The sequence below is a fragment of the Ruegeria sp. CDSB136 genome, assembly GCF_059610965.1.
Window position 1 is genome coordinate 52,204 of sequence record NZ_JBXWOP010000020.1, and the last position, 13,225, is coordinate 65,428.

The 13,225-nt window shown below is 58.4% G+C and carries 9 protein-coding genes; 6 read left to right on the top strand and 3 right to left on the bottom strand.

The window, feature by feature from the left end; genetic code table 11:
• The first annotated feature begins 216 nt into the window (after positions 1 to 216).
• The 6 genes from AC2FIR_RS19530 (at position 217) to AC2FIR_RS19555 (ending at position 9,830) form a co-directional block, all read left to right on the top strand.
• The gene (locus AC2FIR_RS19530) at positions 217 to 1,581 is read left to right on the top strand and encodes a CmpA/NrtA family ABC transporter substrate-binding protein (protein ID WP_170614611.1); all 1,365 of its coding nucleotides are present in this window, start codon (positions 217 to 219) and stop codon (positions 1,579 to 1,581) included.
• 73 nt (positions 1,582 to 1,654) lie between these two features.
• Positions 1,655 to 2,737 (top strand): ABC transporter permease, encoded by a 1,083-nt coding sequence (locus AC2FIR_RS19535; RefSeq protein WP_170614612.1) that lies wholly within the window; start codon positions 1,655 to 1,657, stop codon positions 2,735 to 2,737.
• Positions 2,738 to 2,742: 5 nt separating this feature from the next.
• Entirely contained in the window at positions 2,743 to 4,422 is a 1,680-nt protein-coding gene (locus tag AC2FIR_RS19540; protein WP_170614613.1) for an ABC transporter ATP-binding protein, read from the top strand.
• Positions 4,423 to 4,426: 4 nt separating this feature from the next.
• Positions 4,427 to 6,862, top strand: a complete 2,436-nt coding sequence (gene nirB / locus AC2FIR_RS19545; protein ID WP_496744406.1) for a nitrite reductase large subunit NirB — start codon at positions 4,427 to 4,429, stop codon at positions 6,860 to 6,862.
• The gene (nirD, locus tag AC2FIR_RS19550; protein ID WP_170614615.1) at positions 6,859 to 7,191 is read left to right on the top strand and encodes a nitrite reductase small subunit NirD; all 333 of its coding nucleotides are present in this window, start codon (positions 6,859 to 6,861) and stop codon (positions 7,189 to 7,191) included. The genes nirB and nirD overlap by 4 nt, the downstream gene beginning before the upstream one ends.
• Entirely contained in the window at positions 7,191 to 9,830 is a 2,640-nt protein-coding gene (locus tag AC2FIR_RS19555) for a molybdopterin-dependent oxidoreductase (RefSeq protein ID WP_496744408.1), read from the top strand. The genes nirD and AC2FIR_RS19555 overlap by 1 nt, the downstream gene beginning before the upstream one ends.
• A gap of 100 nt (positions 9,831 to 9,930) precedes the next feature.
• On the opposite strand, the gene AC2FIR_RS19560 is transcribed toward AC2FIR_RS19555, so the two are convergent.
• Genes AC2FIR_RS19560 through AC2FIR_RS19570 form a run of 3 tightly spaced genes read right to left on the bottom strand, consistent with a single transcriptional unit; the run spans position 9,931 to position 13,216 of the window.
• Positions 9,931 to 11,442 carry a mannitol dehydrogenase family protein gene (locus tag AC2FIR_RS19560; protein WP_496762922.1) on the bottom strand — a complete coding sequence of 504 codons (1,512 nt, stop codon included), beginning with the start codon at positions 11,440 to 11,442 and terminating at the stop codon, positions 9,931 to 9,933.
• Entirely contained in the window at positions 11,442 to 12,215 is a 774-nt protein-coding gene (locus AC2FIR_RS19565) for an L-iditol 2-dehydrogenase (RefSeq protein ID WP_170806423.1), read from the bottom strand. The genes AC2FIR_RS19560 and AC2FIR_RS19565 overlap by 1 nt, the downstream gene beginning before the upstream one ends.
• Positions 12,212 to 13,216: an ABC transporter ATP-binding protein gene (locus tag AC2FIR_RS19570; RefSeq protein ID WP_480489636.1), complete on the bottom strand. Its 1,005-nt coding sequence runs from the start codon at positions 13,214 to 13,216 to the stop codon at positions 12,212 to 12,214. The genes AC2FIR_RS19565 and AC2FIR_RS19570 overlap by 4 nt, the downstream gene beginning before the upstream one ends.
• Positions 13,217 to 13,225: the final 9 nt, after the last annotated feature.

The window sequence follows — 13,225 nt, forward strand, 5'->3', positions numbered from 1 at the left end:
AGATGACGCGACCACGTTTTGTCGGCTTACTGAAGCCATCGGCAGGCAACGGAGCCATCCGACAGAATGCGCCCATGTCCATGGGCATCTATCAAGAGCAAAGCCGCTCGACCAACCGCCAACTCCTCCCGGCGGTGTGTGTCGGCGGCTTTTTTTGTGCCCCAAGGCAAACGGGCAGCCACGCGCCCTGATTGGGCCGAACCGAAGGGAAATGTGATGAAGAAACTGATCTTGAGCTTTGCGGCAACTACCGCGCTTGTTTCTCCCGCTCTGGCCGAACTTGAACTGGAAAAAGATGAACTGACCTTTGGTTTTATCAAGTTGACGGACATGGCACCGTTGGCAGTGGCCTATGAGCAGGGATATTTCCTGGACGAAGGTTTGTTCGTCACGCTTGAGGCACAGGCCAACTGGAAAGTGCTGTTGGACGGTGTGATCGACGGGCAGCTGGACGGCGCGCATATGCTGGCGGGGCAGCCACTGGCTGCGACCATCGGATACGGGACCGAGGCGCATATCATCACGCCATTTTCGATGGATCTGAACGGCAACGGCATCACCGTGTCCAACGAAATCTGGGAAGAGATGAAACCGAATATCCCGGTGATGGAGGATGGTCGCCCGCAGCATCCGATCAGTGCCGAGGCTCTGGCCCCGGTGGTCGAGAAGTACAAATCCGAAGGCAAGCCCTTCAACATGGGCATGGTTTTCCCAGTTTCGACGCACAATTACGAATTACGCTACTGGCTCGCCGCTGGCGGTCTGCACCCCGGCTACTACAGCCCCGAGAACGTAACTGGCCAGATTGGCGCGGATGTGTTCCTGTCCGTAACCCCTCCGCCGCAGATGCCTGCGACGCTCGAGGCTGGTACGATCTATGGTTACTGCGTGGGGGAACCGTGGAACCAGCAGGCCGTGTTTAAGGGCATCGGCGTTCCGGTCATCACCGACTATGAGCTCTGGAAGAACAACCCCGAAAAGGTTTTTGGCATCACCGCCGAATTTGCGGAGGAGTATCCGAACACCACGCTGGCCGTGACCAAGGCCTTGATCCGCGCCGCCATGTGGTTGGATGAAAACGATAACGCCAACCGCCCCGAGGCCGTCGAAATCCTCAGCCGTCCAGAATATGTCGGCGCGGATTACGACGTTATCGCGAACTCGATGACCGGCACATTTGAATACGAGAAGGGTGACAAGCGCGAAGTTCCTGATTTCAACGTGTTTTTCCGCTACAACGCGACTTACCCGTTCTACTCGGACGCTGTCTGGTACCTGACCCAGATGCGCCGATGGGGTCAGATCGCCGACGCAAAACCGGACAGTTGGTATGACGAGGTCGCCAAGTCCGTCTACAAACCCAAGATCTATCTGGAAGCCGCGCGCCTGCTGGTCGACGAGGGCTTGGCCAATGAGGCTGACTTCCCTTGGAACAGCGACGGTTACAAGGCGCCGACCCCGGTCGAGGATATCATTGACGGCATCGCCTATGACGGCCGCACCCCCAACGCCTACCTCGAAAGTCTGTCCATTGGTCTGAAGGGCGATCAGAAGATCGTCGGTTCGGACGTGCAAGGCTAACCCCGCAACACTGCGCCCGGCTTGGGTCAGGCGCGACGCTCACAAGTGCCCCGCCATCGCAAGGACACATCAGATGACAACGGTCGATCCAGAATTCAATGCAGACGCCGCCCGAGAGGACCGCCGCGCCCGCCTTTTTACCCGTATTAATGCCGCCGATAAATGGTTTCAGGTCCTTGGCCTCAGTTGGGCCACCCCGGTGCTGAAAGCAGCAGCGGGGGACAACCCGCGCGCCCAGATGACCGAGATCTGGCGGTTGCTGGTGGTCCCCCTTTTGTCGATTTGCGCATTTCTGCTGCTGTGGGCGACTTTGGCCCCCAAGGTGCAGACCTCTTTGGGTGCGGTCCCCGGACCGGCTCAGGTTTGGGCGGAAATGGTCAATCTGAACGAGGACGCGCAAGCCAAAGCCGCCAAACGCGCCAAGTTCGAGGCGATGGTCGAGAAGCGAAACCAAAAGCTGATCGACGCCGGCCGCGCGGAAGAGGTCAAGCAGGTCGCTTACACGGGCGCGCCATCCTACTACCAGCAGATCTGGACCTCGATCAAAACCGTGTTCTTCGGGTTTCTGATCGCAACGGTGGTGGCAGTCCCGCTTGGCATTGCGGCGGGTCTGTCGCCAACAGCAAACGCTGCGCTGAACCCGCTGATCCAGATATTCAAACCCGTGTCTCCACTGGCATGGCTGCCGATCGTCACCATGATCGTCTCGGCAGTTTATGTCACCAATGACGGGTGGTTTGCCAAGTCCTTCCTGATCTCGGCTATCACCGTGACCTTGTGTTCGCTGTGGCCAACGCTGATCAACACTTCACTGGGTGTAGCCTCTATCGACAAGGACCTGGTTAACGTCTCCAAGGTACTGAAAATGAACACCTATACCAAGATCACTAAGCTGGTGCTGCCTTCGGCCCTGCCGTTGATCTTTACCGGTCTGCGCCTGTCGCTTGGTGTTGGCTGGATGGTCTTGATCGCGGCTGAAATGCTGGCGCAGAACCCCGGTCTTGGCAAGTTTGTCTGGGATGAATTCCAGAATGGCTCGTCCAGCTCTCTGGCCAAGATCATGGTTGCGGTTTTCACCATCGGCATCATCGGCTTCTTGCTGGACCGGGTGATGTACGCGCTGCAATCCCTCTTTACCTTTACGAATAACCGGTGATCGAGATGAGCATTCTGAGCTTCAAGAACGCCTCGAAATCCTTTGGTGAAGGCACCGCGCGGACCGTTGTTCTGAAAGGGATCGATCTGGATGTGCAAGAGGGCGAGTTTCTGGTGATCCTCGGCTTCTCGGGTACCGGCAAGACGACGCTGATCAATTTGATGGCCGGCCTGGATATGCCGACCAAGGGCGAGGTCACGTTCAAAGGCACTCCGATCAAGGGGCCGGGCCCGGAACGTGGCGTGATCTTCCAGAACTACTCGCTGATGCCGTGGTTGACGGTCAGCGGCAATGTGGGTCTGGCGGTGGATACGGTCTTTCCTGGCCTAAGCAAGGCCGAGAAAGCCGAGAAAGTGGCGGATTACGTCAAGATGGTTGGACTCAGCCACGCCGCCTCGCGCCGCCCGGCGGAGTTGTCCGGCGGGATGCGCCAGCGGGTTAACGTGGCGCGCGCGCTGTCGATGAACCCCGAAGTTCTTCTGCTTGATGAGCCTTTGTCGGCGCTGGATGCGCTGACCCGCGCCAATCTGGCCGATGAGATCGAACATATCTGGGAAGCCGACAAAAAGACCTGTGTCCTTATCACCAATGATGTGGATGAGGCGATCATCCTGGCCGACCGGATCATCGCTCTGAACCCGGACGGGACTTTGGGGCAGGAGTTCCGCGTGTCGATCCCGCGTCCACGGGATCGGGGCGCGATGAACAACGACGAGACCTTCAAACGTCTGCGTGCAGACGTCACCAAGTATCTCATGGATGTGGGTATCGAGGCCAAAGTCGAAGGCTCGCGCATCCTGCCCGATGTCACGCCAATCCACGGAGTCCCCACTGCTGTTGCCGAGGCACAGAAAGGAATGATCGAGAACCGCTTTCTCGATTTCTCGCAACTGCACAAGGTCTACCCGACGCCCAAAGGTCCGCTGACCGTGGTTGAGGATTTCGATCTGAAGATCGACAAGGGCGAGTTCATCTCACTGATCGGCCACTCCGGCTGTGGCAAGTCCACGGTTCTGACTATGGCTGCCGGGCTAAACGAAATCTCGAAGGGTGCGATCAAGTTGGATGGCCGCCACGTCGAAGGCGCCGATCCCGAGCGCGCCGTGGTGTTCCAGTCGCCCAACCTGTTCCCCTGGCTTAGCGCCAAGGAAAATGTCGCCATTGGCGTCGACAAGGTCTACCCCAAGGCCAGCATGGCCGAGCGGCAAGATGTGGTCGAATACTATCTGGAACGTGTCGGTCTAGCTGACGCGATGGACAAGTCTGCCTCCGATCTGTCGAACGGCATGAAACAACGCGTCGGCATCGCCCGCGCCTTTGCGCTGTCGCCCAAACTGCTACTGCTGGATGAGCCCTTTGGGATGCTCGACAGCCTGACGCGCTGGGAATTGCAGGAAGTCCTGATGGAGGTCTGGTCCCGTACCAAGGTCACCGCGATCTGTGTGACCCATGACGTGGACGAGGCGATCCTTCTGGCCGATCGCGTGGTGATGATGACCAATGGTCCGCAAGCGACCATCGGGAAAATCACCGAGGTCGACCTGCCGCGCCCAAGGACCCGTAAGGCATTGTTGGAACACCCCGATTACTACGCCTACCGGCAGGAAGTTCTGGACTTCCTTGAAGAATACGAACACGGCGCCAAGCCGAAATCGCCTGCCCCCAAGGCGATTGCAGCGGAGTGAAACCATGAAACAAAGACTAGTTGTCATAGGCGCAGGCATGGCTTCGGGCCGGGTGCTGGAGCACCTGACCGATGCTGCACCAGATGCGTTCGATATCACCCTGTTCAACGCGGAACCGCGCGGAAACTACAACCGCATCATGCTCAGCCCGGTTCTGTCGGGTGAGAAGACCTATGAAGAGATCGTCACCCATGACGACGCTTGGTACGCCGAGCGAAGGATCACCTGTCGCTTTGGCGAAAAGGTGGCCAGGATCGACCGCGAGATGAAGGTGGTCGAAGGGGCGAACGGCCATGTTCCATACGACAAGCTGTTGATCGCGACGGGGTCAAACCCGTTCATGATCCCTCTGCCTGGGCATGATCTGGATGGCGTGATCGCTTATCGCGATCTGGAAGATACCCGGCAGATGATGGGTATGGGCCCGGGCAACAAGGTCGTTGTGATCGGTGGCGGTTTGCTGGGTCTTGAGGCGGCTGCAGGCATGGCCGCCCACGGCGTGGACGTTACCGTCGTTCACATCATGGGCCACCTGATGGAGCGCCAGCTGGACGAAGCAGCCGGGTATTTGCTGAAGAAGTCGCTGGAGGACAAAGGCATCAGGATTTGCCTGCAGGCGAACTCCAAGGAAATCCTCGGACAGGATGGCAAGGTCCGCGCGCTTTTGTTGGACGATGGGACCGAGTTGCCCTGCGACCTGCTGGTCATGGCAGTTGGAATCCGCCCCAATACGGCACTGGCGCAGGAGGCCGGTCTGGCCACTGGGCGCGGCATTCATGTGGATGACCAGATGCTGACCTCGGACCCGGACGTTTTTGCCGTGGGCGAATGCGTCGAACATGACGGAGAAATCTTTGGCCTTGTCGCGCCGCTTTACGATCAGGCGAAGGTGGCAGCGCAGTCGTTGCTGGCGGAAGACGCTGCATTCGCACAGAAAACCCTCTCGACCAAGTTGAAAGTCACCGGCTGCGACCTGTTCAGCGCAGGCGATTTTGCCGAAGGCCCCGAGCGCGAGGATATTGTGTTCCGAGACCCCTCGCGCGGGGTCTATAAACGGCTTGTGATCGAAGAAGATCGTCTGGTTGGCGCCGTGATGTATGGCGACACTGCCGATGGCAGCTGGTTCTTCGGGCTAATCAAAGACGGCACCAGCATCGAAGAGATGCGCGAGACGCTGATCTTCGGCCCTGCCTATCAGGGGGGTGACACTGCGGACCCTCTCTCAGCCGTTGCAGCATTGCCGCTTGAGGCGGAGATTTGCGGCTGCAACGGCGTATGCAAGGGCAACATCGTCGAGGCGATCAATGCAGGGGCCGGCGATCTGGGCGCGGTGCGCGCTAGCACCAAGGCCAGTGCCTCCTGCGGCACATGCACGGGTTTGGTCGAACAGGTCTTGCAAGTCACTTTGGGTGATGACTTCCAAATGCCAACGGCGCAACCCGTCTGCCGCTGCACGGATCTGACCCATGAGGATGTGCGCCGCCTGATCAAAGGGCAGGAGTTGAAAAGCCAGGCTGCCGTCTGGCAGGAGCTTGGATGGAACACGCCCAACGGCTGCCATGTCTGCCGCCCCGCGATCAACTATTACTTGCTGGCTGATTGGCCGCTTGAGTATCAGGACGACCCGCAAAGCCGGTTTGTCAACGAACGCAAGCACGCAAACATCCAAAAGGATGGCACGTTCAGCGTGGTGCCCCGTATGTGGGGTGGGATTACCACACCAGAAGAACTGCGCGCCATCGCGGATGCGGCGGATAAATACGACGTGCCAACCGTCAAGGTCACTGGTGGCCAGCGGATCGACCTTCTGGGCGTGAAGGGTGAGGACCTGCCCGCGATCTGGTCGGATCTGAACAAGGCGGGTCTGGTCTCGGGCCATGCTTATTCCAAGGGTTTGCGCACGGTGAAGACCTGTGTCGGAACCGATCATTGTCGGTTTGGAACGCAGGACAGCACCGGGCTTGGGATCAAGCTTGAGAAAATCCTGTGGGGGTCGTGGACGCCTCACAAGCTGAAGCTGGCCGTGTCGGGCTGCCCGCGCAACTGTGCCGAGGCCACCTGCAAGGATATCGGCGTGGTTTGCGTGGACTCTGGGTTTCAGATCAGCATCGGCGGAGCTGCCGGAATGGATGTGAAAGAGACCGAATTGCTGTGCCAGGTGCCAACCGAAGACGAAGCAATCGAGGTTGTGATGGCCGTCACTCAGGCCTATCGGGAAGGCGGCAAGTACTTGGATCGTTTGTATAAATGGATGGGCAAAGTCGGCATGGGTTGGATCAGGGGGCATGTGGTCGACGATCTGGAAAACCGCGCGGCTCTGGTCGAAAGGTTCGAGCTGTCTCAAAGCATCTACCGCAAGGACCCGTGGGCCGAACATGTGCGGGACAAGGCGCAAACCTACGCGCCGATTGCAGATTTCACATTGGAGGCCGCAGAATGAGCTGGATCGACGTCGGGCATATCGATGAGGTGCCACTGCGCGGGGCGCGCCTGATAAAAACTCATATCGGCTGCATTGCGATTTTCCGAACTGCCGAGGCCGAAGTCTTCGCAGCTACCAATAATTGTCCCCATAAGGGCGGCCCGCTGTCCGAAGGCATCGTGCATGGTCAGTCGGTGACTTGTCCCTTGCACAATTGGGTCTTCGATCTGAACACGGGCGAGGCTCAGGGCGCGGATGATGGTCGCATCACCACCTATCCGGTGCGGCTGGAAGGCAGTCGTATCCTGCTGGACGACAAAGCGGCAACCCGGCGGAGTGCGGCCTGATGGACGGAACCGGGCTGCCTGAAATCCGGTCCACCTGCGCTTATTGCGGTGTTGGTTGCGGTGTTCTGTTGCGCCCTGATGGCGCCGGCGGTTTGGCGGTACGCGGCGATCCGGATCATCCGGCGAACCATGGGCGTTTATGCTCAAAGGGATTGGCATTGGGTGAAACGGTCGGGCTGGATCATCGCCTTCTGGCCCCGCAAGCATTTGGAAAGGATGTGCCGTGGGACGAAGCACTGCAACTGGTCGCCGATCGCTTTTTGTCCACTATCGAGGCCTACGGACCGGACAGTGTCGCGTTCTACGTGTCAGGGCAGATGCTGACCGAGGACTATTATGTCGCCAACAAGCTGATGAAAGGGTTCATCGGTTCGGCCAATATCGATACGAATTCCAGGCTCTGCATGGCCTCAACCGTGGCTGGCCACAAACGCGCCTTTGGGTCAGACACGGTGCCGGGAATCTACGAGGATATTGATCAGGCCGACCTGGTGGTTCTGGTCGGATCCAACCTCGCCTGGTGTCATCCGGTTTTGTACCAGCGCGTTCTGGCGGCGCGACAGTCACGTGGGACAAAGATCGTTGTTGTCGACCCGCGCCGTACAGCAAGCTGCGATCAGGCCGACCTTCATCTGGCTTTGCATCCGGGCAGCGATGTTGCTTTGTTCAACAGATTGCTGGTCAGCATTCACGAAGGCGGACACGTCGTGCCTGAATTTCTGGAGCAGACTGTCGGCTTTGATGAGGCGCTTAGAACGGCGCAGCGGGACGACCCGACAGTTACGGGCCTGACCACCGAAGAGATCGAGACATTTTGTGATCTTTGGACCGGGACCGAGCGTGTGGTCACCATCTTCAGTCAGGGCGTGAACCAATCCTCTAGCGGGACGGACAAAGTGAACGCGATCCTCAATTGTCATCTGGCGACGGGTCGGATCGGGCGCGAAGGGATGGGCCCGTTTTCCGTTACCGGTCAGCCCAATGCCATGGGTGGCCGAGAGGTGGGTGGATTGGCCAACATGCTGGCCTGTCACCTGGATATCGAGAATGAAAGCCACCGCAAGGCCGTTCAACATTTCTGGAACGCGCCGAAGATCTGTGAAAAACAGGGGCTTAAGGCAGTGGACCTGTTTCGTGCCGTGAAAGAGGGTCAGATCAGGGCGCTTTGGGTCATTCACAGCAATCCTGCGGTTTCAATGCCTGATGCGGATAGCGTGCGACAAGCCATTGAGAAATGTCCCTTCACCGTTGTCAGTGACCTGACGGTCCGGACGGATACGGCACGTCTTGCGGATGTGCTGTTGCCAGCGACAGGCTGGGCGGAAAAAAGTGGCACCGTAACCAATTCGGATCGCACAATCAGCAGACAGCGCGCCGTTCTGGCACCTCCCGGGCAGGCACGTGCAGACTGGGATATCCTTTCGGACGTCGGTCGTCGCATGGGGTGGAAAACGCCATTCAGCTACGACTCTCCGGCGCAGATTTTTCGGGAATACGCGGCGGTGTCCTCAGTGGCTAAATCGTTTGGCAGGGATTTTGACGTCTCAAAGCTCGCGGATATTACGGAGGAAGAATACAATGAACTAAGCCCGACGCGGTGGCCGGTGATACCTGGTGGAACGGACGGACGGTTCTTTGGTGACGGTCAGTTTTTCCATCCTGATAAGAAAGCACGTTTTGTGCCCGTTTCCCATAAGCCACCGGTTGCGAAAACATCAACGCAATACCCATTGCTTTTGAATACGGGGCGAAATCGGGACCAGTGGCACACGATGACCCGGTCCGGATTGTCACCTCGTCTATCGGCTCATCTCGCCGAACCTTATGTGGAAGTGAACCCCGAGGACGCGCGCCATCTGAACCTCGGCTCTGCCGATTTGGTCGAGATCAATAGTTCGGTCGGAACTGGGATATTTCGACTTCGCATCACCGACACCGTCGCGCCCGGCCAAGTGTTCGCGCCGATTCACTGGACGGGGGAAACGGCCCCGGCGGCCCGTGTGGATGCGCTGATTCCAACTGTGACGGACCCCATCTCGGGACAACCGGAGAGTAAGGCAACGGCCGTGTCTGTTCGGCGCATGAATGCCGCCTGGTACGGGTTCGCAGTCTCTGTTGGGGTCCCATCGCCAAAGTCGGAGTATTGGGCAATTGCAAAGACGGACAAAGGTTACAGGCTGGAACTGGCAGGATACCATGTTGCCGAGGATTGGGAGAGTACTGCCCGAGAATGGTTCGGCCTGCCCGATGCCGTGTCTACTTTGATAGAAGATCAAAGGCGCGGGTCATTCAGAATTGCGTTCTCAGAGGGGCAACGCCTGTTGGCGGTGCTGTTTGTATCTTCTGAGCCGGTCACGCTGATGCGAGACTATCTTGCAGCTTTGCCCGAGGTCGCACCACACCAGATTTTGTCCGGTCGGTCATCAGCGGAACTGGAAGACTGCGGCCCGATGATCTGTTCGTGTTTCGGCGTCGGGCTAAAAGCCATAATCCGCGCAATTCACGACGAAAAACTGGTTGATGTGGATGAAATCGGAGACGCCCTTCAAGCTGGAACGAATTGTGGTTCGTGTCGGCCGGAGCTTGCCGATTTGGTCGTTGAACATTCGGAACGGCTTTGCCAGACGAACTTGGCGTGAGGTGGAGTAGGGGGCTGTCCAGCGTCTGGAAAAAGCGAAGCCAAGTTCTATTTTCTACGTCCATTTGGCTTGAGAGGGCCCCCTTTTTTTTGGTGCCGGATCAGTCTGGAGAGGGAGTCGAAGCCAGATACTCAGCTATCGCTGCCCGGCATCCCCGCTGCCAGATCGCGGTCAGCCAGCGGGCGAAATCGTTGGCGAAGGGAGTGTCTCGACCAAACGCACCACAGTACTGGCTTTGTTCGATCCACAGTTGCGGATTGGCCCTTGATGCCAGCGCCGTTTTTTTTAAGTCCTCCCAGTGAGGGTCGTTTGGGGCTATTTCGGATCCATTCTCGCGAACCCCCGCGCACATCCGGCACCAGAAAGCTTGGGACAGCGCAAGCCCGTTCAGGGATGAACCGGCCGCAAGCGCATCGCGCATCGAGGGTAGCAAGAACCCCGGATGGCGTGATGATCCGTCGAACGCAACCCGACGCGTCGAATCGTGGATTGCGGTATTCGAAAAACGCCCCTCGACCAATCCAAGATATTCAGTCGCGGTTGTTCCGGGGACAGGTTTGACATGGGGAAGAATTTCTTCGGCCTGAACTTTGCGGAAAAACGACACGATGTCGGGGTCCTGCATGCAATCTGCAATCGTGGGGACATTCAGAATTTCCCCGGCATTTGCCAGCAATTGGTGGCCGCCATTCAGTATGCGCAGTTTCATTGTCTCGTAACTATGGACATCTTGGGTCAGCGTCACGCCAACCTCATCCAGCGGCGGCCGCCCGTCACAAAAATCGTCCTCGATCACCCACTGGCGAAAGTTTTCATGCGAGACCGGCGCGCGGTCGTTGATGCCGAGGTTGCGGCATTGCGATATTAATTGTTCCGTCGTCGCGGGCACAATGCAGTCCACCATCGAGTTCGGAAATGCGCCATTCCGGTCAATCCAATCGGCCAGATCGGGGTCGGACATACGGGCCAATCCAACGATACAGTTTCGCAAAATCGCACCGTTGCCCTGAAGGTTATCGCAGCTGAGCGCGGTAAAGGGTTTCAGACCGTTCGCCCGGCGCTGCCCGAGCGCGGCAACAATGGCGCCAAAAGCGGTGCGGGGCTGGTTGGGATTTGCCGCGTCATGGCGAATATCATCGTGGTTCAGGTTGAACGCACCGGTCTTGGCGTCCAGAAAATACCCGCCTTCGGTCACGGTCAGCGATACGATCCGGATGGCCGGATCAGCCATCTTGCGGATCAGAGATGCGTTGCCATTCTGAATCGGAAGGTAGTCGATCATAGGGCCGATCACCTCGGCAGATATTCCCTCGGGGTCCAGTTCGATCAATGTTGTCAGGCAGTCCTGCGCCAGCAGTTTCTTTCGCATATCGGCGTCGTAGCTTCGCACACCCGCCCCGATAATCGCCCAGTCCAATGCCTGACCCCGCTGCATCAACTCGTGGATATACCAGGCCTGATGCGCCCGATGAAAATTACCCAAACCTATATGAACGATGCCCGGTCTCAGGTCCGCGCTATTATAACCCGGTGTTCTGACGGATGCCGGCAGGCCTTCAAGGCTGTCGCGCCGCACCCGAACCGGAGGTTTTGCGTTCGCCATGGGGTCCATCAGCTCATCCAGTTTCCGCCATCGACATTGTAGGTTTGAGCGACGATGTACTTGGCCTCGTCAGAGGCCAGAAACACCGCCATCCCGGTCAGATCTTCGGCGCGGCCCATCCGGCCATACGGAACGGCGGCCGCCACTTCGCGCTTTTTCTGACCGGGGACCTTGCCTTCGTGTTTTGCAAAAAACGCATCCACACCGTCCCAATGTTCCCCGTCGACAACGCCCGGAGCGATGGCATTCACGTTGATCCCATGGGAAATCAGGTTCAGGCCGGCTGATTGAGTCAGCGATATGATCGCGGCCTTGCTGGCACAATACACAGCGACCAAAGGCTCGCCCCTTCGCCCAGCCTGCGATGCCATGTTGATGATCCGGCCCTTGATCCCGTGTTCGATCATGTGGCGCGCAACAGCCTGCATCGTGAAGAGCACACCAGAAACGTTGATGTCAAAGACACGATTGTAGTCGGCACGCTCAATCTCAACGATTGGTGCGGCAGTGAAGATGGCCGCGTTGTTGATCAGAATGTCGATCGGACCGAAATGTGCGGCTGTTCGCGCGACGGCGTCATCTATGCTGTTCTGGCGGGTCACGTCCATCTCGACGGCCAGGGCAGCTTCGCCGATTTCACCGGCCGCCTCCTGCGCACGTTTGCTGTCAATGTCGGCGATTGCGACCCGCGCGCCTTCTGCCACATAGGCTTTGGCAAAGGCCAGCCCGATGCCACGCGCGGCCCCGGTGATCAGGGCGGTTTTGCCTGCCAGACGTGTCATTCGATCCGCAGGCCTTGCGCGTCAAACCGGTGGATCACATCTGCACGCGGGGTCAGGTGGATGCGGTCTCCGTGGCGGAACCCGACCTCGCCATCTGCTCGGACCGTGATTGTTTCAGCCAGACCGGTTTCGTGGACGTGAAAGAAGGTGTCCGAGCCCAAATGTTCGGAGACGCTGACGACCCCGGACCATTCTCCTTCGGTCTCGGAAACGCCTATGTGTTCGGGGCGAATTCCGATGGTTCGCGCGCCATGTTTTGCGGCCTCCGGGCCTTCGATAAAGTTCATCCTGGGTGAACCGATGAACCCTGCCACAAACAGATTGCGTGGCGTGCGATACAGTTCCAGCGGGGTGCCGACCTGTTCGATCACTCCGGCCTGAAGAACGACGATCTTGTCGGCCATTGTCATGGCTTCAACCTGATCGTGGGTCACGTATATCATTGTTGTCGCCAGGCGTTCGTGCAGTTCGCTGATCTCAAGCCGCATGCCGACGCGCAACGCGGCGTCAAGATTCGACAGGGGTTCATCAAACAGAAACGCTGCCGGCTCGCGTACGATGGCGCGACCAATGGCAACGCGCTGGCGCTGCCCGCCGGATAACTGCCCGGGGCGGCGGTCCAGATAGTCGCTCAGGTTCAGAACACTTGCCGCGCCTTCGACGCGTTTGTCGATCTCGGCTTGATCCAGCTTGGCCATGCGCAGGGGAAAGGCGATGTTCTTTCGTACAGTCATGTGCGGGTACAAGGCGTAGGACTGGAACACCATCGCCAGCCCCCGCTTGGCAGGTGGGACATCGGTGGCATCCGATCCGTCAATATCGATGGAACCCGACGTGATATCCTCCAACCCCGCGATCAGGCGTAATAGGGTAGACTTGCCACACCCCGACGGACCGACGAAGACGGTGAACTCACCATCCTCGATGGTCAGGTCCAGCGGGGGGATGACCTGTACGTCGCCGAAGCTTTTGGTCACGGACTTGAGTTGAATACGTCCCATGTGTCGTGT

Coding starts and splice junctions, on each gene's coding strand:
- nirB (WP_496744406.1), top strand. CDS start 4,427: ATGAAACAAAGACTAGTTGTCATAGGCGCAGGCATGGCTTCGGGCCGG.
- AC2FIR_RS19540 (WP_170614613.1), top strand. CDS start 2,743: ATGAGCATTCTGAGCTTCAAGAACGCCTCGAAATCCTTTGGTGAAGGC.
- AC2FIR_RS19535 (WP_170614612.1), top strand. CDS start 1,655: ATGACAACGGTCGATCCAGAATTCAATGCAGACGCCGCCCGAGAGGAC.
- AC2FIR_RS19555 (WP_496744408.1), top strand. CDS start 7,191: ATGGACGGAACCGGGCTGCCTGAAATCCGGTCCACCTGCGCTTATTGC.
- AC2FIR_RS19570 (WP_480489636.1), bottom strand. CDS start 13,216: ATGGGACGTATTCAACTCAAGTCCGTGACCAAAAGCTTCGGCGACGTA.
- AC2FIR_RS19560 (WP_496762922.1), bottom strand. CDS start 11,442: ATGGACCCCATGGCGAACGCAAAACCTCCGGTTCGGGTGCGGCGCGAC.
- nirD (WP_170614615.1), top strand. CDS start 6,859: ATGAGCTGGATCGACGTCGGGCATATCGATGAGGTGCCACTGCGCGGG.
- AC2FIR_RS19565 (WP_170806423.1), bottom strand. CDS start 12,215: ATGACACGTCTGGCAGGCAAAACCGCCCTGATCACCGGGGCCGCGCGT.
- AC2FIR_RS19530 (WP_170614611.1), top strand. CDS start 217: ATGAAGAAACTGATCTTGAGCTTTGCGGCAACTACCGCGCTTGTTTCT.